The 23,902-nt window shown below is 40.4% G+C and carries 14 protein-coding genes and 1 pseudogene; 7 read left to right on the forward strand and 8 right to left on the reverse strand.

The genetic code is table 11. The annotated features are described in order from the left end of the window. The first annotated feature begins 111 nt into the window (after positions 1–111). From VF06_RS25600 to VF06_RS25610, 3 genes and pseudogenes are all read left to right on the forward strand, one after another. Positions 112–1,771, forward strand: a pseudogene (locus VF06_RS25600) (IS1182 family transposase). Positions 1,772–1,831: 60 nt separating this feature from the next. Beyond that, entirely contained in the window at positions 1,832–2,494 is a 663-nt protein-coding gene (locus tag VF06_RS25605) for a hypothetical protein (protein ID WP_099071547.1), read from the forward strand. Positions 2,495–2,845: 351 nt separating this feature from the next. Then, entirely contained in the window at positions 2,846–5,116 is a 2,271-nt protein-coding gene (locus VF06_RS25610) for a DUF1796 family putative cysteine peptidase (RefSeq protein WP_099071548.1), read from the forward strand. A 423-nt stretch (positions 5,117–5,539) separates the two neighbouring features. Here the strand turns inward: VF06_RS25610 and VF06_RS25615 are convergent, their stop codons facing one another. The 4 genes from VF06_RS25615 to VF06_RS25630 all read right to left on the reverse strand — a co-directional run bounded on the left by VF06_RS25615 (position 5,540) and on the right by VF06_RS25630 (position 9,928). Beyond that, positions 5,540–6,331, reverse strand: a complete 792-nt coding sequence (locus VF06_RS25615; protein ID WP_099071549.1) for an HAD family hydrolase — start codon at positions 6,329–6,331, stop codon at positions 5,540–5,542. Between the two features lie 325 nt (positions 6,332–6,656). Continuing rightward, positions 6,657–7,685 carry an aliphatic sulfonate ABC transporter substrate-binding protein gene (locus VF06_RS25620; RefSeq protein ID WP_099071550.1) on the reverse strand — a complete coding sequence of 343 codons (1,029 nt, stop codon included), beginning with the start codon at positions 7,683–7,685 and terminating at the stop codon, positions 6,657–6,659. Between the two features lie 80 nt (positions 7,686–7,765). Continuing rightward, positions 7,766–8,827 (reverse strand): aliphatic sulfonate ABC transporter substrate-binding protein, encoded by a 1,062-nt coding sequence (locus tag VF06_RS25625; RefSeq protein ID WP_099071551.1) that lies wholly within the window; start codon positions 8,825–8,827, stop codon positions 7,766–7,768. A gap of 741 nt (positions 8,828–9,568) precedes the next feature. Next, a complete protein-coding gene (locus VF06_RS25630) occupies positions 9,569–9,928 on the reverse strand; it encodes a VOC family protein (protein WP_099071552.1) in 360 nt (119 codons plus the stop codon). Positions 9,929–10,737: 809 nt separating this feature from the next. Here VF06_RS25630 and VF06_RS25635 point away from each other — a divergent pair. The 3 genes from VF06_RS25635 (at position 10,738) to VF06_RS25645 (ending at position 12,376) form a co-directional block, all read left to right on the forward strand. Then, positions 10,738–11,139: a fasciclin domain-containing protein gene (locus VF06_RS25635; protein WP_099071553.1), complete on the forward strand. Its 402-nt coding sequence runs from the start codon at positions 10,738–10,740 to the stop codon at positions 11,137–11,139. Between the two features lie 349 nt (positions 11,140–11,488). Beyond that, a complete protein-coding gene (locus VF06_RS25640) occupies positions 11,489–11,842 on the forward strand; it encodes a hypothetical protein (protein WP_099071554.1) in 354 nt (117 codons plus the stop codon). A 117-nt stretch (positions 11,843–11,959) separates the two neighbouring features. Next, complete coding sequence (locus tag VF06_RS25645; RefSeq protein ID WP_099071555.1) at positions 11,960–12,376, forward strand: hypothetical protein; 417 nt, start codon at positions 11,960–11,962, stop codon at positions 12,374–12,376. Positions 12,377–12,909: 533 nt separating this feature from the next. On the opposite strand, the gene VF06_RS25650 is transcribed toward VF06_RS25645, so the two are convergent. The 3 genes from VF06_RS25650 to VF06_RS25660 all read right to left on the reverse strand — a co-directional run bounded on the left by VF06_RS25650 (position 12,910) and on the right by VF06_RS25660 (position 19,992). Next, complete coding sequence (locus tag VF06_RS25650) at positions 12,910–14,472, reverse strand: phytoene desaturase family protein (protein ID WP_099071556.1); 1,563 nt, start codon at positions 14,470–14,472, stop codon at positions 12,910–12,912. A gap of 714 nt (positions 14,473–15,186) precedes the next feature. Beyond that, entirely contained in the window at positions 15,187–18,129 is a 2,943-nt protein-coding gene (locus VF06_RS25655; RefSeq protein WP_244918141.1) for a poly(A) polymerase, read from the reverse strand. Positions 18,130–18,381: 252 nt separating this feature from the next. Beyond that, positions 18,382–19,992, reverse strand: coding sequence for a peptide ligase PGM1-related protein (locus VF06_RS25660; protein ID WP_099071558.1), 1,611 nt, complete (start codon positions 19,990–19,992; stop codon positions 18,382–18,384). Positions 19,993–21,316: 1,324 nt separating this feature from the next. Between VF06_RS25660 and VF06_RS25670 the strand changes: the two genes are divergently transcribed. Further along, on the forward strand, positions 21,317–21,574 hold the full coding sequence (locus VF06_RS25670; protein ID WP_099071560.1) for a hypothetical protein: 258 nt from the start codon (positions 21,317–21,319) through the stop codon (positions 21,572–21,574). Positions 21,575–21,779: 205 nt separating this feature from the next. On the opposite strand, the gene mgtE is transcribed toward VF06_RS25670, so the two are convergent. Further along, positions 21,780–23,180, reverse strand: coding sequence for a magnesium transporter (gene mgtE / locus VF06_RS25675; RefSeq protein ID WP_099071561.1), 1,401 nt, complete (start codon positions 23,178–23,180; stop codon positions 21,780–21,782). Between the last annotated feature and the right edge of the window lie 722 nt (positions 23,181–23,902).

The following is a 23,902-nucleotide window of genomic DNA, read 5'->3' on the forward strand; positions in this document are numbered from 1 at the left end:
ATATTATGAGACTGTTGGCGAATAAGAGAGGGGTATTACCCCTCACAGAAGAAGGGAGTAATTAGTGAGCAGAATGATTGTGTGACAAACATGGCATAAATAATCAAGTATATGACTCTTCATCCGCAAGATAGGTCATCCATTCCAGAAACGACAGCGCAGGTGGCAGGAAAATCCTTTCCCAAAGGAAACGTGTATATGAAAATGCGGGATGAACTTGGAGTAATGTACAAAGACAATGACTTTGTAACACTATTTCGAGCAGACTGTGGTCAAGGCGCTCTATCACCCGGACAATTGGCATTGGTAACAGTTATGCAATTTGCTGAAGGGTTGAGTGACCGACAAGCGGCAGATGCAGTTAGGAGTCGGATTGATTGGAAATATGCATTGGGGTTAGAAATCACGCTCTTGCGGATTTGATTACTCAGTATTAAGTGAATTTCGCAGTCGATTAATAGCTGGTGGGCGAGAAAGTGAATTGCTAAATGTGATGCTATTACATTTTCAAAACAAAGGTTGGCTCAAAGCTAGAGTCAAAGTCAGAACCGACTCGACTCATGTACTAGCAGCAATCCGGCAACTAAACCGCCTAGAATGCGTTGGAGAAACCTTACGCTATGCCTTAAATCAGTTAGCAACGGTAGCAGGTGAATGGTTATTAACGGTAGTCAATGAAGATTGGTATTACCGTTATGCAACCAGATTTGAGCAATACCGCTTACCAAAGTCAAAAACAGAACAACATTCTTTGGCACTAACGATTGGTTGTGATGGTCATCAGTTATTACAAGCTTTGTATGACCCGTCAAGCCCAGAATGGTTAAGGCATCTCAAAGCGGTAGAAACTTTACGCCGCGTTTGGGTACAGCAATATGAACTGCAACAGGAGCAAGTCTGTTGGCGACAAGCCGATAACTTACCACCCAACAAACAGCTCATCCAGTCCCCGTATGATATTGAGGCACGTAACCGCACAAAAAGAGAAATGAATTGGACAGGTTATACCCTGCATCTGACGGAAACTTGTGATGACGATGCACCACATCTGATTACCAATGTCGAAACCACACCTGCAACCACCGGGGATGTGGAAATGACTCAGATGATTCATCAAGCTTTGGCCCAGAAAAACCTGTTGCCAGAGGAACATATCGTTGATACTGGTTATGTTGATGCTCAACACTTGTTGACAAGTCAGACTGAGTTAGGAATTGACATTGTTGGCAGAGTACCTCCTGATTCGAGTTGGCAAGCCCAAGCTGGACTTGGTTTTGATGCAACTTGTTTTACTGTCGATTGGCACAATCGCTCTTGCATTTGTCCACAAGGTCATACCAGCCAATCTTGGCATTTACGCTCCGATAATTACGACAATCCTGTGATTCAAGTCCGCTTTCACAAAAGTGATTGTGCTGCTTGTCCTGTTCGCTCTCAATGTACTCATTCGCCCCAGTCTGCTCGTGTTCTGACTCTCAAACCTCAACCCCTTCATGAAGCTCTAGCAGCAGCTAGAGCTAGACAAAACACTCCCGAATTTAAACAACTTTATTCCAAACGTGCTGGTGTTGAAAGTTCCCTTTCTCAAGCAACTCGTGCATATCAATTACGCCGCACTCGTTACATTGGTCTTGCCAAAACCCGTCTACAACATCTTGCTACTGCTGCCGCCATTAATCTTTCCCGAATGTGGGCTTGGTGGTCTGATGTTCCTCTTGGCAAGACCCGTGTCTCTCGTTTTGCTTCTCTTTTTACTCCTGCTTCAGCATAATTCCTTTCCCATTTTTATGGGATGTTTGGTTTTACCCTCTTTTAATTCGCCAACAGTCTCATGATTGAGCCAAGACTGAATAAAATTTTACTTGTAAATTTGATTTTGAATCTACGTATTTTCTCACAATTCAATTCAGATTGCTATAGTGCTTCTGATAATTTGCTCAACAGTTTTGCAGCTAAACTAGAGCTAGAAACCTGGACTAATGGTGTTTACTTGCTGCCGGAATCTTTAAGGACAGCAATTGTAGCGATTAACGAACTACCTATAACTGATGACACCTTGTGGTTAAGGATTTTAGGCAGAGGTGAAACACAACGCCAAGCTGTTAGTGAATTATTGGCACTCCCAGAAAACAATGTTTTACGAGAAAATACTCTCAAACTGATTACTAATTGGCGAATAATTCTAGTTCAACAACAACAAAATTTAACAGACGAAGACCAGGAACTAATTATGAATTTATCGCAAGCTTATCAACAATGGGAACAAACAACAGTACAGCAAGGAATACAGCAAGGAATACAGCAAGGAATACAGCAAGAACGCCGTGAACTGATGGAAAATCTGTTGAAATTTAGGTTCGGTTCTGTGGATGAAGACTTAGGAAGAGTCATCGATATTTTCTTAGAGTTACCAGCAGATGACTTTGCTAGGGTTTTACTGGAATTACCTAATTTATCCCGTGAAGAATTGTTACGAAGACTTGATTTGCAATGAGCGGTCAACACAGCAGAATTCGCAATTGACAAGTAAAAGAAGCTAGTTACTGGGGATTAGGGATTGGGGACTGCTGTATGGCGATCGCCACATTTTACCTTTAATTAAAGATAGCTTTACTTTTACTTAAATAAGTATAATTTGTGATTATTTTCAGTGTTAAAGCCCAGACTATAATATGTATCATAAATACAATCCACTAAAATATACTCACAAAGCAACCAGGGCATAGTACCTCTGAATTTTGACATTCACAATTGCTACCAAAATTTCTATATGATATTGTCAAATTAGCTTTCAGGATTTAGCTTTTCGATCTGGTATCGTAATATTTAAATCAGGGAAAAACTTATGTATCGATTCCAGATCAGTGCATCTACTCAAACTGGTGAATTCATCGGTATTGTAGGTTCTACTCCGGAATTGGGACTATGGGATATCAAAAAATGTGTTCCTCTACGTACAAGTCCCGATCGCTATCCTTTATGGTGGACAGATACAAAAATCAATTTTGCGCCGTCTTTGGAGTCAGGCAACAGTCAGACTGTTGAATATAAGTATGTGCGTATAGACTCCAACGGTAGCGTCCGGTGGGAAGCATTCGGTCTGAACCGCTGGCTGCCAATAGAGCGTGAAAATCAGTGGAAAACAATTGTTGTGGATGATGGCGCATTCGGTTATTTGCAGCCTTATCCCTTTGGATGTTTTACTGAAGAACCTGCTGCTAGGATGCCCCAAAACCAAGATTCCCAAAACCTGAAAATCTTGGTCATCGGCAGTTCTGTTGCCTTGGGTCATAAGGCTTGGCTTTTGAAAGGTTGGACTTGGCTATTAGCACAAGCTTTGCAGGAAAAATATGGGCACGAACTCGTGAATGTGTCTGAAGTCGGGGCAAATGTCACCAGAACAATCAATCGATTTGCCTCAGTGGTCAGGCCAGAAAAACCAGATATCGTAATTATTGCTTTGTCTTTGGGTAACGAAGGCTTAGCCTACTGTCTCCCCCACGAACGACGCGGAATTCAACGGCGGTTTGAAAGCGGTTTACAGCAACTCATAAAAATGACACGGGATATGGGCGCACGCCCGATTCTCGGCGGCGTTTATCCTCATAACGATTATTGGCTGGAACACCATTGGTTGTTAAAGGATACACACAACCGGATGCTAAATTGGGGCATTCCTGTACTTGATTGGTTGGCAGTATTGGATAACGGTCAAGGACGCTGGAAAGATGGAATATCCTTCGATCCGGCTCACCCCAACACCCACGGCCACCGCCTGATGTATGAGTCCATTAACCTGGACTTGTTTGCCATCAACAAAAGCGAATTAGTCAAAGAAAAACAAAGCTTCCCGCGGCCAAGTGAAATCATCGTTTACCTCGATAATGCAGGGTTTTATGTCTCTAGCTGCATTGAAGAGAAGCGTTTGCGAATCGTCAATCCATCACAATACACCTACACCATCGCTCCCTATTGGCAACAACTCCAAAATGCACTGAAAAATAAGGCAGGATTGCTTGCTGGTATCTATATTGCCAAATTTGCCAAGCCAGGGACACTGCCATTTTTTGCTGTCCAAGAAGATGGAGCGATCGCCACCACAGTGGACATACCCCCCGGTGCAGATTTAGAATACAGTGCCGCCTTCAATCTGTTTTCGCCCAATAACTCAAATCTTTTATTTTATGACGGGCATTTGGGGATTTTACAAGCGGACGATGGCCATCTGTGGGTAATTAACGAATCAGACAATGAATACAACATCCATCCCATGTGGCAGGAAATTCGCCTAGCACTCAAAGCTGTGCCCCCAGGCATCTATGAAGATCCGCTGCACCCAGACATTCCCTTCCGGACAATGATGATTGGCAACAAGGGACTAGAAAGTAGGGTGAAAGCACCACCAAATTCAGCGGTGCTTTTTCAATATAAATGTAAATTATCAGATATTAATCGAGTTGCGATTCTGCCATTGGGCGATCGCTGTGCCGTCAGAATGATGCTATATAAAATGGAATATGACGGCCCCGCCTTTCCCTTTGATTTAACCCGTACTACCAAAATTTCAGACATTGCAGATATAATCGAAAATCGTTTTTATGACATGTGGAACCCTGCCTTTTTGCATTTCAATGCCTACGAACGCAGAATCTACCACAGTAAATGGTCTGGTTTATCCTTTGCCCATGAAGTCGAGGACACAGACGACCCCGTAAACGATATGTCTCCCGTCTACGAACGGATGCGCCTCCGCTACAGCGCACGCTCACAAAGGTTTTGGTATACAATAGAAAACTGCGATAAAATACTTTTCGTGCGTACAGGCATTGCCGATCGCGCCGGTGCAGTGGATTTAGTCAACAAACTGCAAAAGCATTGCCAGGGAAAACCATTTCACCTGCTACTACTTTCTCCCCAATCCAGTGACGAATTTTTAGACCTTCCCTGTGTACTGCATTACAACGTAGAATTTAATCCCGATCGCATGTATGACGATTTAGGACACTGGATGTACTGCACACAGGTGATGCACGGAATTTTACAATCTCTTGGCGTCTCCAGCAAAAACCTTTTTTGGTGTCCGCCAAATCCCCCTAAAGATGAGACAAAAGGATAGGGCTGATGGTTTAATATTCTTCCAGGGAAAAAATATTTTATTACTAATGTTAACTGTTGACCGTTGATAGTTTGCAGTCAACAGTCAACTCAATACGGTTCGATTGAAGGGGAAAGGGGAAAGGGGAAAGGTTTCAAATACATCCTTTACCCCTTACCCCTTAACCTTTTCCCAAACCACAAGGGAAGTTCATACTGCTTATCTGAACTGTATTGACAGTCAACTACTATGTAGTGTTGTTGATTTTCTTGAAGTTTCTCAATATAAACCACAATTTTAATCAGACAATTAATATCAAGTTCGGGTAATCACTTACGATTCAAAATTCTCTGTGTCAGAGCGTCTCACTATCTTTGCGTCATTCTTATCGTAAGTATTTAGGCGAACCTGATATAAGGCAACGTCATCGATAATTTATTCACATTAAAATAATTTAAGCAACTCTATTAAGCTAGATATTTGGGCATCTGGAATACAAATATCTTGTGAAAGAGTTTTTCTAGAGCGATTAATCCAAATACCTCTAATGCCGATTTTCTGCGCTCCTTTGATATCTCGGCTCAGATTATCGCCCACCATCGCAGCATTTTCAACAGAGATACCAAGCTTATCAAGTGTTAATTTAAATATGCGCGGATCTGGTTTACCAAATCCTTCTTCTCCAGAAATAGTGATGTGTTGAAAATATGCTAAAAGGTTAGTTTTTTCTAACTTTTCATGTTGTAAATCGGAAATGCCGTTAGTAATTAAAGCCAAGGAATAATTCTGGCTCAGTTGTTTGAGTGTTGATTCTGTTTCGGGAAATAAAACCAGGCGTTGGCGTAATTCGTTGCCAAATACATCAACTAGTTGTTGAACAAATATTGAATCATTAATTTTAAATTCAGCCAAAGCATTATACCAAACTTGATATCTATAAGTAGGAATGCGATCGCTGATAAATTTCAAGTTGTGATGGTCGCCGATGAAGTTTCCCCATAATCCTTCCCAATAACCGATACCAATATTGTTACAGTATTCAATGTCAACAAAAGCATTCCATAATTGGCGACCGTGACTTTTGACTGTATGGTATAAATTTTCAGCATCAATGCCATATTTTTTGTGGGCTAATTCACAGGTTGCCAAGAATGCTGCCTCCACAGCTGCCACCTCTACAATTAATGTATCGTCCAAATCGAAAATGATAATTTTCAAATTTTCTAATTTATTCATTGTTAACAGTTGGCTTTGCAACAAACCTCACGATTATGCTATTTAGATGTGTTTTAGATTATGCAGGACTCCTATTTACTTTTTGTGAAGCTAGGTACAGTTTTTGTTACCTGTTAAGAGTTTCTTGTTTCCTAGCTTCACGAGTATAGCAGTCCTAAATGATTTGTGAGATATTGCTGCTGTTGAGCATTGATTGTCAACAGTCAACAGTGAAAAATCAACATCAGTGCTGGAATTTTTCACAACTCAAATAGAATTACTATATGTTTTTAAATTGCCATAACTTGCTACTAATTTTCTCCAGCATTATGTTCATTAAATCACCTCAAGGTTTAATTTCTGAAGGAGTCACAGCAGCGTATTCTTCCGAGGAAAGTGCTGCTTCTTTCACATTAATTTTCTTAGTGATGAATTTCTGTTCGTAGAACAAGTCAGCAATCTTTTGCTGCCCTGATAAAATTTCATCATTAATTGGTCTTAAAGTATAACGCCTCCGCCTAACTACTTTTTCCAAGGTTGAAATATCTAGCTTGGCATCACGTCCAATGATTTCAGCAACATCTCGTGGGTTTGCCTCAGCCCATTTGCCTACATTGTTAACTTCTTCGAGGATAATTTTCACTAGTTCTGGATTATCTTTAACGAAACTGCGTGCTGCTAACCAGTAACCTCCTTGGGTTGTAATTCCCTTACCATCGCGAAGAATGCGAACTCCTACAGTTCTCTGGAATTCAGCAAGCTGGGGATCGTTAATTACACCTGCGTCAATACTACGGCGAATAAATGCTGCACGAGTTTCCGGTGATATGAGATTTAGATGTTTGACATCGCTCAGTTTCAGTCCTGCTTCTTGCAAAGCCTTCACTACAAAATATTGACTAGCAGTGGCTCTTTGGAAAGCAAGAGTTTTACCTTTTAAATCAGCTACAGTCTTGATTGGGGAGTCTTTGTGTACTACGATCGCAGTTCCTTCACCAGTTGGAGGTTTAGTACTCGCAATATAAACAAAAGGAATGCCAGTTACTTGGGCAAAGATGGGAGGAGTTTCACCAACAGCGCCAACATCTAAACTTCCCACATTCATTGCTTCTAGAAGTTGTGGCCCAGCGGTAAATTTTGCCCACTCGATTTTAATACCTAGTGGGTTCAAGCGTTTTTCTAAAACTTGTCGAGACCTGGTTATATCTCCAGCTGTCATATAGCCCATTCTTACCACCTTTGTTTTGATGCCACTAGAGGCAGCAATGGCGGCTTTTTCTGGTGTATTCGGCGCTTTACAACTAACTAAACTTGTAGATACCGTAAATACTCCAGCTATTAATAAGACTAAAAAATTTGTTTTTTGAGCTACCATGATTTATTACTCATTTTTTCAGGTTTAATCACAATTAATGACGGGTTTTAATTCTGAGTTATTTATTGTTTTTTAAATCCTTAAGGCTTAATTTCTGAAGGAGTCACAGCAGCATATTGTTCTGAAGAAAGCGTTGCTTCTCTAACATTTATCTTCTTAGTAATGAATTTCTGTTCATAGAATAAATCAGCAATCTTCTGCTGTCCTGATAGCACTTCTTGACTCAGCGGTCTTAATGTGTAAAACCTACGTTTTGATACGAGTTCTAGTGTGGGAATATCGATTTTTGCTTCTGGCGCAATTAGTGTCGCAACTTCTCGCGGGTTAGCTTCAGCCCATTTACCCACGCTGTTAACTTCTTCCAAGATAATTTTCACTACTTCAGGGTTATCTTTGACGAAATTACGCGAACCTAACCAATAACCTCCTTGGGTCGTAATTCCCTTACCATCTCGGATAACACGAATACTACCAGTTTTCTGAAATAAGGCTAGGTGGGGGTCGCCAATCACAGCTGCATCAGCACTTTTACGTTCAAATGCTGCACGAGTTTCTAATGGGGTGAGGTTAATATGTTTGATATCGCTAAGTTTTAATCCTGCTTCTTCGAGGACTTTAATAACGAAGTATTGTTGCGCTGTAGCCCTTTGAAAAGCTAGTCCTTTACCTTTGAGATCCGCTATTGTCTTGATGGAAGAATTTTTATCGACTACAACAGCAGTTCCTTCACCGATTCCAGGTTTACCACTAGCAACATAAACAAAAGGTACGCCAGATGCTTGAGCAAAAATAGGCGGAGTTTCACCCACGAAACCAAAATCTACACTTCCCACATTCATTGCTTCTAAAAGTTGCGGCCCAGCAGCAAATTTTGACCATTCAACTTTAATTTCCAATGGATTTAAACGTTTTTCTAATACTCCTTTAATCTTGACTAAATCTCCGGCGGTCATGTAGCCCATTTTCAGGACTTTTATCTTGGTATTAGTGTCCGTCTTATTAGAAGCATTAGCAGCTTGCTCTGGTGTATTTGGGGCTTTACAACTCACTAAAGTTGTGGATAGGGTAAATACTCCACCTACTAACAATAGTAGAAAGTAATTAAATGGCTGTAAACGAGATTTGCTGGATGTTGCTACCATAATGCACTAGGAATTGTTGATTTATGTTATTTTTTCAGCACAAAATATTTACCCTTCACCTCATGGCAATTGGCTGAAAAATTATATGAAATTCATAGCTGATTAATTTACTGAACCAGCTTTGCAAATGTCGAATAATCCAAATCGGCTTTTATTTACGGTAACTCGATAGGATTACAGTATTTTGTAGTAGCACGGATATTATCACAGACTCTTTCAAGAATCAAGCAGCAGATTTAAGCGCACTATTCAGGTAACTCCAAAAAATAAATTGGCGTTGGTGAATAATGGGATGATTTAGGCTGACACGGAGACACGGAGACACGGGGATTATGTCTTGATGCAAATTTTCACATCATCTCGCAATTATGCAACGCCAATAAATTAAGTAGGTGGACACAATTATTTAGAAGACGCATTTCGACTTCAATGCTCCGTAAGCTGATTCCAAGAGGGTTAAGCACAGCAATGCACTGAGCCGCCCTGAGCTTGTCGAAGGGAGCGTGTCGAAGTGTCGAAACCCAGCGAGTTCGAGTTAGGTTTAATTTAGTCCTTCTACTTATTCTGGTTCAGGTCGTTGACAGTTTACCCTTCGATTTCGCTCAGGGTAAACTGTCAACCGTCTTCTGTAAAATATTTTTTTCTTAGAAGTCCCTTACTGATTTGGTATAGAAAATTCTATACAAGTGTTAAATAATTGATGCTAACACTTACGTTAATGCTTTTGAGGTTAAAAATTAATCAAACAAACTCAACATACTCAATAATTGTTCCATCAGGATGCATAGCTCGCATATTAACTCCAGTGGGGACTTTGTTTGGTTCGGTGAGAATTATTGCACCTTGCTGAGTCAGTGCTTCTCGAAAATCATTGAGTGAGTCAACGAGAAATGTTGCATGTGTACTTTTGAATGGAGAGAGTGCTTCAGGTGAACCGGCAATTAAAAGAATAGAACCAACGCCAGCCAGTTCCAACTCGGTTTCGGAATATTGAAACCACAACCAACATTTTTCTGTAAACAGGTTTTCATAGAAAGCGATCGCCTCATCCAAGTCTATGGGACTAAGATACACTCTAGTTAATACTTTAAGAATTTGCATTGCAACCTGTCTATTAGGTAGCTATTGTATTCGAGCGTGCTAGCAAATTCGGGTCTTGACCACCCAAAGGACTACTTTGGAAACACCCCAACGCAGCGGCCGCTTTTGAGTACTGAATTGTTACTTTCAAAACAAATCTTCAACTCTATGTTCGCCTACTTCAAGATTAGGTTACTCGCCATCGCTCAAAATTCATTTCATTTCTACACCTTTAGTCCTGTCTCAGTCATCTGTATGGTTATTACCAATATATATACATGATTGAGTATCAGTACCTAATTTCGGCAGCGTGTAATAAGTAGTTGTACAAGATTAGATACATTATTTTCTTTGGCTCAAAATTATGTGTTGCAGTCACAATTGAATAGCCGATTATACTTGATTTTTGCCAAGCTAAGTTATTGGTTTTTAATGTTCCTTCTTCCCTATTACCTATTTAGGTAACTCCAAAAAATAAATTATTCCGCTTGGGGTTGTTGACTGTTAACCGTTGACTGCTGACTGTCAACGGTCAACAGTTAGGGACTTGCAATTAAAAAATATGGCTATGGTACTTAGAGACTTACAAGTAAAAAATATTTCATAGAACACTGTTCACCATTGACTGTGAACCGTCAACAGTCAACAGTCAACATTTTAACCAAATTATTTTTTGGAGTTCCCTTGCTGATTTTGCCACGTCATTGAGAAAAACATGAGTCTGCTTGTATCAAGGTAAGTCTTCGCCCCATTGGCCGATACTTGAAACATAAAACTTAAAATATGTTTATTATCTTTTAAAATCATTTGCAGAGATTTAGGTACCAAACATGGCTGATATTGTTGATATTGCTGTTAATGCTGAGTCTTTTAAGACACTAGTGGCGGCTGTACAAGCTGCTGGTTTAGTAGAAACATTAAAAAGTCCTGGGCCTTTCACCGTCTTTGCTCCCAATGACGATGCTTTTGCCAAATTACCACCAGGAACCATTCAAACTTTGTTACAAAACATTCCCCAGCTAACCCGGATTCTCAAATATCATGTCGTTTCGGGAAAACTCTTGGAGACAGATTTGGCACAACTCGGTACTGTGAATTCTGTAGAAGGTTCACCAATTAAAATTAATTCTTCAGATGGCTTTGAAGTTAAAAATGCCACAGTTTTAGCAGCAAATATCGAAGCTGATAATGGTGTAATTCACGTGATCGATACGGTGATTTTGCCCGGTTAATTCAGCTAAGGTGGGCGATTGAATCGCTGTGGTCTGTTGACTGCTGACCGTTGACTCTCAACGGTTAACATTCAACAGCCCACCCCAGTATTTATGTAATTTATACGTGCATTAGCTGATTATTTTGGATTTGAGACAAGGGAATTTCAGCAATCTATTTGGTATAAATTATGCAAAATTTTTTATATTCATTAGTATTAATTATTATAACTATAAGAACTTAATTGAATTATTTAAATAATGTTAAATTTGTCCTTTTCATACTCTCGATATATGCTAAGGTTAATTGCATTATTTAGAAATAAGTTACATTAAATTATAAGTTTCTAACATTATCCCCAGGATCTTGATGTTCGATTTTAACGCCTTAGCTGAATTCTCTCGCGCCAACTGCGTGACTATTTGCGCCTTTCTTGTACCAGCAAATTTGCTGATGACAATTTTAACTATGGTTTTAACAGGACTACGTCGGCCATCACATCAAATTTGGCAGTCAGCGGCAATTGCCAGTTTTTTCGCTTCCGTGATGATTTTGCACGTCTACTCTTGGTTTATGATTGGCGTGGTGATGGCTCCTACATATATCTTGATGTCTTTAGCGATCGCCTGTTTGCTAACTAATTCAGCAGCAATTATTGTTCACAGACGCTACGGTAGTAACCCTAGTCCTGTACTTTTAACCTCTAATCCACATAATGGGTAAATTACAGAAATTTTCAGTCGGGATTTAAACTCCTGCTGAAAATCTGCTATTTTTAGACGAAGTAGCCTTAAATCCTTGAATATCGATTAAAGCAACAAGTCTAATGACCAATGACCGATGACTAAACCAATTGTTTGGGTACATGGAGACTGCCTCAGTCCATATAATCCCGCACTACAAGAATACCCTGGCACTCCTGCTATTTGGGTTTGGGACGAAGCTTTGATTGAGGAATGGCAACTGAGTCTCAAACGCTTGACCTTTATTTACGAATGTTTGCTAGAGTTACCTGTTGTCATTCGTCGTGGTGATGTGGTAAAAGAAATTTTTGCTTTTGCTCAAGAACAAAAAGCAGATTTAGTGGTGACAGTAGATAGTCCGAGTCCCAAGTTTGATGATATCTGCAATCAAATTGAGCGTTCCCTCAAATTGGAAGTTTTAGAGGTGGAACCGTTTTTTGATTATGATGGCTATATTGATTTGAAACGGTTTTCGCGTTATTGGAAAGTGGCTCAAAATTATGTTTTTGAGTAGGTGGATTGTAGAATGACCTCTTGCACAAGAGTGCTTTTTGCACTCTTGTGGGAAAAGGGAAAAGGTGAGCCAGCGCGGTCTTGGGGGTTTCCCCCATGAGCGACTGGCGAACCCCGAAGGGGTTAATGGTTCGACAAGCTCACCAACCGGGGAAAGGGAAAATACCAAACATGCACCTCCTTTTCCTGACTTTTGCAAAAACACGACTTACGCACAATAACAAAAAACGTAGACGCGGAGCGGCTTGCCGCAGGTTACCGCCAAGGACGCAAAGAACACATTCGCCGTTCGCGTAGCGTCTCGTTCGCTCTTAGCGTCTCGTAGAGAAGAGAAGGCGTTCTCGAAGGGTAGAAATAAGAGTTTTAGAGAGTTTTTGCGTAAGTCCTAAAAAAGTCTGCTGTACAGTGACTTTTGATTTGTCACCGTACAAACTCAGGACTTACGCAAAAATTACCAAAAAACTTGATTTAACGAACCGCCAAGACGCCAAGAACGCCAAGAGTTCGTAGAGTGTGCGTAAGTCCTAAAACTAATCAGCCAACTCCCACTAAAGGCTGGGTGATTTCAACTTTTTGCCGTGGTGCTTGCCCGGTTAACAATTCCACTACATCCATCCCATTACCAATTACACCAGGTACACTGGGATACCCAGCACTCGCCCCTACTAAAAACAAGTTTGGTAATTCCGTTACATATCCCAAACGATTTAAACCAACTTGTTTGGGGATTAATTTTGCACCATAAATATTACCCTGGGGTTGTCCGAGATAAAATTCGCTGGTGGTGGGTGTACCGTAAACTTTCATTCGGGCGTAGTTGTCCACATCTGGAATCAAGTCTCGCACACTTGTCATCATCTGCTGATAAACTTCCCGTTTTCTGGCTTTATAGGCTTTTGGGTCGGTTTTATGCAGATATTCAAACGGTTGGTATGAACAAACAGTAGCAATCTCTAAAACGTGATGTCCTTGTGGTGCTATGCCTAGTTCGCTGGATTTCATCGTCGGACACGAAAGGAAAATCCACGGATGACTGAGATCTCCCTGCAATTGTTGTTGATATTCTTGGTTGAGGTTGCCTGTAGGATAATACCAAATATTCCAATTACCAATGCCGTAGCGTTGAGGATCGAATTGGCTATCTAAACCCAAGTAAATATTAAAGGCACTAGCTGAGTATTCGTAACGACTAAGGCGTTGTCGTTCTTTATAACTCAACGCTTCTGCATCGTGCATCAACTCTACTGTTAATTTGGGGTCTAGGTCGCTGATATAAGCTTTACTGGCACGATAGATAATGCCATCGGCAAGTACGCTATGAACGCTACCGTTGCTAACTTGAATATGGTTAACTGAGCTTGAGTACTTGATGACACCTCCACCTGTGGTAATGACATCTGCAATGGTGTCAACAAAATGTTTAAAGTGATGTTTGGGATAATAAGCGCCTTGTGAGTAGTCCCAAACTAGGGAAGTGTGGGTGAGTAGGGCAATTTCTTGGGGTGGTAGTGCATAGTCGCCACTTTGCCCAGCCAAAACAGCTTGCAGTTTGGGGGATAATCCTACATGGTTATATAAATCTTGTAGTGTCCAATTGCGCTTCCAAAATAAATTAAGATATTTCGGTAACTTCAACCAATCAGAGAATTTGCGATTAAACCAGCGTACTTCCTGCACCAAGTTGCGAATTTCTTGGTGGAGTTGTTGAATTTCATTGCAATAATTGTTAATTGCTTTAGCTTCTTCAGGAAATGTGGAAAGTAAACGCGATCGCAAATTTTCCCATCCCAAAGGAATTTTAAAATCCACCTCTGGTGTAATGACTCGATCGATGCAGTCAGGATCGAGACTATTAAAAGGTATATCTCGTCCAATATAGTCAAGAAATTGCCCTATGGTCTCACCAGAACCACATTGAGAAATATAATGAACATCAGCACAAAAGCTGTATTCTCCATAATCAAAGGTGTGGCAACATCCACCTGGTAAATAATGTTGTTCTAAAACTACTACTCGATAGCCTTGTCTGGTTAAACAAGCTGCGGCCGAAAGTCCACCTAGTCCGGCTCCTAAAATCACGTAATCGAAGATTTCCATCTCAGCCTCCTGTGGTAATCTGGCAATATTGATTTATCTTGATTTCGGCGTTATGGTTTTTGAGCGCTGTTTTTGACTTGTCAGAATGGCAAAATCTCACTATTTTTTCATCTAGCTTTGCTGTTTTCACTCAATGAAAATTAGGTGTAATCACCATTCAGTAGAAGGTGTAAGGATTTTTATCGATGATAGTGCTAAGGGACTTCCAAGTAAAAAAATATTCCATAGAAGATTGTTCGCTGTTGACGGTTGACTGTTAACTGTGAACCGTCAACAATCAAGAGTCAAGGCATTAGCTGGAATAATTTATTTTTTGGAGTTTCCTAATTACATCATCACCAAATGTTTTGATATTTAGCTATGGTACTTTTGACCCAACAACCTCATATCAATTCAAAATTCATACATACCCTACGGGAAGCTAAAGCAACAAAATTCACCCATGAAAAAAGCTAGATATCATAAGGGCTTGGGAGTATTTTCCAATTACTATCATTCAGCTTTAGATGTCCTCAAGTATGTTGAAACTAGCCGCATATTTTTGCTGCAAATCTTTGGGAAAACTTGCAAATACATAGGCGGCGATAATTTAATAATCTAAGCTTTTTTATTCACCCTCTATGTATTCAGATTATCTAAGCTGGCAAGAATTGTTTGACAATGTTTGCTTTTCTTTATAAAAACTGTCTCTTAGAGACGCTACGCGTAGCTTGCTTAAGAGCAGGGGTAAGCTGAGAGCGAGTCATACACAATAGCCAACTGAATTCTGACTCCTGAATTCTGAATTCTGTTTGATAAAAAATCTCTCGCCAACTGTTCTATGGTGGTGCTTTCACAATCAGCAAAAAGATGCAAACCCAATACTACACGCGCCGTATTCTGCATCTTTTGAATACCTGTCCAAGGTCGCACAAACACACCGAGTTGCTCAAGCTGAATAATTAAACCAATGATGTAACCTTCTAAAATACCCCAGCATTTTTCTAGCTCGTGATTATCTTGATTACTCACATTTAATATCAAGAATATTTCTGATTCTTGGTGTAACTCGATTGGCTCAAATAAAGCTGTCCACTTTTCTTGTCCAGCTAAAATTTGTTGAGTTAGTGTTGCACCTCTGGCAAATTCACGCTGGAGTATCTGTGCAGTAGAACGGGTGACATTACGAGCAGTATTCTGACATGGTTTTATTGATGTGACTATAGGTAGCCAATCTCGTGGTGATTGTACCTGATATTGTCTACCTACATCGGTAAGAGCAATCACCTGTTGCCAATCATGATGATGCAAAATTTGGAAAAAATTAGCCAGTAATTTCTCTATACTCGTTTCTGATTTTTTGTCAAATGTACAACAAAAAGCGCAGAGTAATGCCCAGGAAAAACCACCCAAAAACCCCCAAGTATTGCTGTAAATATCTCTGGCTTTAGCCCAGGCGCGTACTGTTTGCAATAGCTGGCGGTAGGTGTCTAGCGATACATATTGACAAACTACCTCTGTAATTACATCTGCTTCCCAACAACCGACAATAGCTTTTAAGCTAATTGGGTCAAGGTTTTGCGGAGTTTTCCTCGCCAATTGGTAGTTTTCTATCCTTGCGTAAAGTAAATCTAAGGATATTCCTTCTAATTGCAGGCGCAGTACTGGTACTTGTGCATTTAATATTAGTTGAGTGCGGCACAATCCTTGTAACTGTTGTTGGACGCTAGCCAAAAACGTTTCCCCAGATACATAAGTTGGAATCACACACACAACATCCAAATCGCTTGCGAGACTTTGCACCCCAAGGCGCGCCGAACCCAATAATTCTAATGATGGTTGAAAACCCAAACATTCTGCACAAGCTTGAGTCACCACTTCTAACACTGTGTCACGCTGTAATTGCTGTGCTGGAGTTAGTGGGGGTTCCAGTTGTTTAACCAACTCCCCTAATTCACTTCCCCCTTGTCCCAAATACACAATATGTTTCACCGCAAAAGGCTCATCACCCCGACGGCTAATTAAAGCGATAGAGTCAACTGTAAAACTAACTGGATACCATTGCGGTAACTCAGTAAAAGCTGCTTCCTCACTGGGGAATTGTCCGACGCTGAGGTGGGGTGTAAAACCTGCTTTTGTTTTGCTACTTTGTTCGTTACATTGGGGAAACAGATTTTCCAGTACCGCCTGTAATTCATGCAATGCGTTTTCTGGCTGGACAACAGGACGCAACCAAGCTGTGGAACTTTTGCGGTGTGTAAATGTTTGGAAGTCGGCTAAGGTAATTTGAAATGGTTGTAGTTGAGCAAGTGCAGGGGCAATTATTTCCACCGCTTCAGCAAAATAAGATTCCGGTAGAAAGCCGTAGAGTAAATTAATGTGAGCCATCCAACGCTCAACTCTGGCATCATAACGCTGACGGATGGTTTGGATAGCAGGTAAAACATTGTCTGGCGGAATTACAACTACAGCACTTTGATAAACTGGACGGACTGTACTAAGTGCGGAAGCTGGAAAAGACTTGGCAAATTTAAGAACTGCACGAACACCAAAATGATCGGATGGATAAATTTTGCCTTCTGTACCTGCTAGCGGTTCACAAGCAAACAAGTGAATTGACTGGGCTTGCCAATCATGGTTTGGACTTCGCAGTAAAATGCGATCGAGCCTGACTGGTATTCCCTTTAAACTCATCAACGCCGCTAGGGTGTTGCGTTGCGGGTCAAATGTATAACCTGCTGCATGGGGATGTAATTGTTGCCAGATATCGATATATCCAGCACCCATTAATATCTGTTCTTGTTCGTTACCTCGCGTGTTGAAGTCACCAGCTATCAAGCTATTTCCTGGTAACTTTTGCAGATATCCAATTATGGTAGCTAGTTGCTGCTGGCGTTTTTCTAGGGCATTTTGGGCGTAATCGCTGGTTAGATGCACCACTGCAATGTGCAATAATCGACCGTTAATTTCACAACTCCCCACCAATACCCGCTTGTGTCCAGAAAATTGATGCTCAACGAGTGTAAAAGGGAGACGCGACAATAATAAATTACCGTAAGGTCGCACTGTTGCGGCTGTGCTAGATTCGGATATGTAATAATTGCGTACCCAATTTTGTGATAAAAGCAACTCTAATAAAATTGGTGTTGCTTCTTGGATGGCGATAATATCGGCGTTACATTCACGTAACTGCTCAATAATTGCTGGTAATCTTTTTTCAGTGGCGATTTTCTCCTTTTCGTAACGGTCACAAAGCACGTTAAAAGTAGCGATCGCCAAAGTTTCTAAATTGACGGCTGCGGCTTTTTGTGTATCTACTTGCCAACCTTGGATATCGTATTTATAAACAGGTCGCGGAGTAAATATCGCTGTGCTATCTAATATAGTGACAACTTTCTCCCCTAGATTTTCTCTAGTCTCGCTTTTCCACGCCGCAGCAGGTAACTCTCCAGAGGAAATTAAATCTAAATGCTGTTCCCGATCCCAAACAACCACATCTCCACAACGGATATAGCGGATGCGATGCCAAGGAATATCACCATCTGTCACCCATTGTGCTAACGGTTTTTCTCTAATTCCTGTAGATGAAAGACGTTCTTGAAAACCAACAACAAAAGCACTGCTATCAAGACGCACATCCCAGATAATGCGATGGTAAACCTCGCGACTGGTTGCCATTTTTTTCTTTTGAGATTTTGACATCTTCCCTTTTTTCTGTAATCAAATAATTTCGCGACGAAATCAAACGAATAAGCAAGTCAATATTCGCCACTTGAACCGAATTTGATTGAGACGAGGGATTACATAATGCTTTTACCGTAGTTTTCAAATTTGTATTATTTATAATACATTATATTTCATAAGCTGGAGCAATACCAAAATAACCAGAAGACTGTTAACTGTGAACTGTCAACAGTCAACACTCAACAGTCAACTTTCTGAACTATACTCATTCCAAGCCACAGGAAAAGAGTAATCTGACAACCCTGAGAAAACCTGATTTTCACTGCGGGTTTCTTCATCGAGAACTTTGACGACTTTGTTATAAATATCTTGTGCTTGTTGGGGGGAATCACCGATACTGGTTAATCCCAACTTGCCAAACTGAGACAGACAACCCATAAGATGAAAGACTGTGCCTGTTTCAGTACCGCTATCAAAGTGCAGTCTGTAGTCAGCGATAATATCCATTAAATCGTTAGGTAATAATCCCCGATAGCGGTCTTTTTGCAAGTTGTCAGTGGCAATGTAGTATTTGGGGCGGCCTTGCTGGCTGTAAAATAAGCCTGTGGAAAGGTCATAGCGACCGTTCGTCAATAATTTCAAGGTCATGAATGGATGAGTTGTGCCGCCTTTACGCAGATTAATTTCGATCGCCTGAATATCCCACTCTCCATTACCCTTGTCAACTGCGATAAAATCTACCCCAAATCGTTCTAGTGCCCCTTTTTGGGCTAGCTTTCTGCCGACTTGCAGTCCCAATTGTTGTAGCTGCAATCGATACCTTTCATCAGCGGGAAAGCTACAACCAAGATAAATTTGACCGTCTGGCCCTCCGAGAATTTGGTCGTGGGTGGAGAGGATTTCCACTTCACCGCCGGGGGTAATTCGTCCTTGAACGCTTGGAGAACGCTTAATTTCTCCTTCCACAAATGCTTCTGCAATGGCCCCTAATTCTGGAATTCTGGCCGAAAAATTCTCCCAAGTTTCTTGTTTTGCTTGAAAGCGCATTGTTGAAAAGCGATCGCTAATTACTGCTACCCTTTGGGTATGAGTACTTTTACCAGGTGCGACATTTTCAATCGGTCTTAAATCTAGTAGGGCATTTCCTTCTCCAGAAATACCTTCGTTGAGTTTCACTACTATTTTTTTTAATGTCGGTTGGCGTTCCCACAAATCAGTAGCGGCTTCTGCTAAATCGCTGTGATGCCATACTTTTTCGCTTCCATCTGGATGTGGTACTGCACTTTCACTAAAAATTTGCCGACTACCACTTTTTGTCCCCCAAATCTGCAAATCTGGCGCAGCAGCATACAGTGGTATGCCCAATTTTACAGATAATTCGCCTTCAAAAACCGACGAATTGTAGCAGATCATAAATGATTTATCTAGCCTCAACGCTTGACGAATTCGCTCTAATAAACGGGGGCGTTCTAAAATTTTTTGGCTGAGGGGTTTTAGAGAGGAATCGTAAGTAGAAAGTAGCAGCAAGCGATTGCGAGCATGAGAAAAGGGGATTCCTGGCAAAAGTTGTAGATAATAATCAATGATACTGGGATGCAATGGTACTGACGTGACATAAATCAGTCTAGTACGGGGATTCCGCAAGCGAATCAAAGAAAATAGTAATCTTTCTTCATAATGTTCGCAGCCTTCGATTTTTTGCAGTTCCCGCTGGTCAATACTCAAAGAAGGAATAATTACAATATCAGCTTCACTATTATCAAATAGCTCGATAGTTTTCCAGCGATCGCGTAGAGTTGATTGCAGATGGCGAAACTTATCAATCTGCTGTAATTCAGAAACATCTAGTGTTGCCATAATATCTACCTATCGCGATCTAAAAACTACTTTAGTGTGCTGGTACATCCTCAGTCACTTCTTTAACAAGTTACTCATTTGCCAAAAATTAAATAATATTAATTTTCCGCAACAAATGAGTACCATGAAAAATTGTTTCACCAAATTAGAGAAACTTGACAAAAAATACTATAAAGTTTTGCGGAAATACCAGCTTAAATTAATATTAACGAAAATGCAAAGTAATATAGTGCGTATTTTGGCATTTATCAAGCTATTGAGAGCTAATTACTACAAGTTTCTTAACTTGTCCAAGGCATTGTTGTACATTGTTGACCAACAACAGGGTCTAGAGAAAAGTCATTTATCAGCGTAATAGCTTATTAGGAACTTCCAAGTCAAAAAATATTCCATAGAAGATTGTTGAGTGTTGCTCGTTAACTGTCAACCGTCAACGGTCAAAAGTCAAGGACTTTAAGTGGAATAATTTATTTTTTGGACTTCCCTTATTTGAGTTTATTTTATGTCTTAAGGTTGAGATCGTTTCAACTTGCTTTATCTCTAGAGGATGATAAAGTCTTGGACAATACATAGTTTACTTAAATACAGAACATGAGAGTTCTGTACTAGTTTTTCGTGGTCAGGTGAATAACTTGTGTCAGGTGTGAGGACAAAACAGGCAAGCCCCGCACTGTTAATATTAACAAGTACGTTTGGTAAGCATTCGGGGTATAAAAACCCAAAATTGCAAATGGCAAGTGGGAGCCAAAGCAAAAAATAAACCTTGGATTGAATATTCCATCCAAGGTTTACTTTTAAAAATCAGGAAATTTGAAGAAGAATTCAGAAGTCAGAATGGGCTAAACGCCCCGCTACCGCTAACAGGAGTCAGAATAAAGACGCTCTCTACGAGACGCTACGCGTAGCTTGCTTCCCCGGAGGGGTACGCGGACACGGCTTAGCTGCGCTATCAGTCGGGGATTCAGACCCGCGACTGATTAAAGACCACCAAATTGAAAATTTGGTGGGGGTGCAAAAACGCCGATTATTCAGACGCTCCTACGTCGCTCTAAGCGAAGCCATGCCGCAGGCTTTACGCTGCGCTATGCGCCAGTCATACAGAATACATAACTGAATTCTGACGACTGACTCCTGAATTCTGTTTGATAAAAACAACAATAATTACTAATACAATGCCCAATGACTAATGACTAATGACTAATGACTAATAACTAATGACTAGTCTGAAAGATACCCTAATTTTCTTCCATTGGGGAGAGGATTTGATGTCTACAGATTGGTAATATATTGAGCAGCAAACATTTAAGAAAAAATAACTATCTCTATGGCATCTCCAAAACCATTGCATGGTACAGAACTAGTAGATTGTGCTAGAGCAAATGCCAAGCAAGGAATTGAAACTGCTGCTTATCAATGTGGCTATGGTGAAGATCTCAACACATTTGCACAAGAACTCAGGCAAGCTTGCGAAGAAATGAATTTGCAAGTCAAGGAACTCAGCGAACTGATTACGGAACAGGATTTAATATTGCAATTGGGTACTGGCGAAATCATTGCTCCAGATACGCCATCAGAATTATAAAATTTAGCACTGAAAAGTTAAAAGTTAGGAGTTAGGAGTTAGGAGTTAAGAGTTAAAAATAAGAGTTAAAAAATTTCACCTCTTGAGTTCTATCAGCAGTCAAGAGTTAAAAATTAAAAAATTTCACCTCCAAACTCACAACTCCAAACTCATAACTCCAAACTCCTCACTCCTAACTCCTAACTTTTAATTGATAATTCATAACTTATATTTTTAAAATTATCCGCGCTAAGTTGAAGTAAATCAAAACACCGAGTACATCAACTGCTGTGGTGATAAATGGTGCTGACATTAATGCCGGATCTAAACGCAGAAAACGAAATAAAAATGGCAGTGCTGAACCGGAGACAGAAGCTAAAATAGAAATAGCTACTAGACTAGTGCCTACAGCGATCGCTACTTCTAATCGTCCTTGCAAAAAGTAAGCCCAGACAGTGGCGATGGTACCTAACATTCCCCCTAGTAAAGCACCTGCGATCGCCTCCCGTCCAATTACCTGCAATGAACCAAGCGATCGAATTTCGTCGGTGTTCATCCCCCGAATTACCACTGTGGAAGACTGGGCACCCACATTACCACCAGTACCAGTAAGTAAGGGAATAAATGCTGTCAGTGCTACCACTTTTGCTAAGATGTCTTCTTGGGATTTAATAATCGTTCCCGTGACAGTGTTGGTTAAAAGTAAAACCAATAACCATAAAACCCGCTTGCGAGCAACTTCTAATAAATCCATCTGAAAATAGTTGTCGCCTCCAGATTGCACGCCACCACCCAAGGCATAGATATCTTCGGTGGTTTCTTGTTGCAAAATATCAATTACATCATCAACAGTGACAATACCTACTAGACGCTGTTCTCGATCTACCACAGGCACAGCCAAAAAATCATATCTTTGGATTAATCTGGCAACTTCTTCCTGGTCTGTATCGGTGTTGATAAACACTACATCACGCGTCATGATTTCACCGATAATTTCTTCTGGCTGGGATGTTACCAATTCTCGCAACGATACAATTCCCGTTAACCGCCTTGCTACATCAGTGACATAAAGATAATAAATCATTTCACTGGCATTAGATAAGTTGCGAATTCGCTCTAGGGCTTGAGATACTGTCAAGTTTTCTTTGAGCGAAATGAACTCTAGAGTCATAATTCGCCCAGCAGTATCAGCCTCATAACCCAATAACAGGGCTGTAGCTTGGCGTTCTGCTGGACTTAGTTGTTCTAAGAGGCGATTAACGACTTTTGCCGGTAACTCATCAAATAACCTGGCTCGGTCATCTGACGACATTTGATCGACAATATCCCGGACTTCTTGACTTTTAAGTTCTTCGATTAACCGTTCTTGAACAGTGTAATCAAGATACTCATAAACCTCGATAGCTTCATCTTTAGAAAGCAAGCGAAAAGCCAAAGCGTGCATCGCTTCTGGCAAACCCTCAATTGCCTCGGCAATATCCGCAGGCTGTACAGGTACGAGAATAGCTTTTGCTCCCTGCAAGTCGCCTGCTTCTAGGAGCATTTGTAGCTGAGTCCGCACCAAATCCCGCAATTCCCTGCGTGAGACATTCTGGAGGGTAGAGTTTAAATTATTTGTCTCAGTCAAAGTTCACTTTCCTCAGCCAGTTTGAACAAGGTTGCTGCCACTAGTCTAGGGGAAAGTGGGGATACAGAACCTCAAACTTGTGATTTTTCCCAACATCAACTAATTAGACTTCTTGTAGAAGTCGGGAAAAGGGGAAAGGGAAAGGGGGAAAGGTTTGGTATTTTCCCTTTGACTACAAGAAATTTTCTCATGCCCAATGCCCATTGCCCTATTTTCAAGCTAGGTCTATTGTAGTTAATGGCTGGCGGAGCGATCGCTCTGATATCAGTACTTTACTAACTCTTGTAACGAAGATTTAGTTTGAGAGTCAATATGAAGTAATAAATAAAGCGTTGCTAATGAGATGATTTAGGCTCATACGGTGACACACCTAGCTGCAAATTGTCAAATCATCCCGCAATTATGCAATGCCGGAAATAAATAAGGAATCTCATTTTAATTTTGAAAAATCTAAGTATATATAGGGTGTGTTAGAAAAAACGTCTAACGGACTAAAACCTTGAAACGCTGCGTTGGTCTAAGGTATAACACACTCTAGTTATATTTAATTTTTCAAAAATAAACTTTATAATCCTTTTTGGAATCTTTAAATATACAAAATTTCTTTATCAAATTTTCATATAAATATTATTTAGAGACAAAAAAACATGAGAATATTTTATATACGGGTAATTTTTATTTAAAAATCATTAAAAATTTGATATATCTTTAAAAATACATAT

This window comes from Nostoc linckia z4 (assembly GCF_002608075.1).
Lineage (GTDB): Bacteria > Cyanobacteriota > Cyanobacteriia > Cyanobacteriales > Nostocaceae > Nostoc > Nostoc linckia.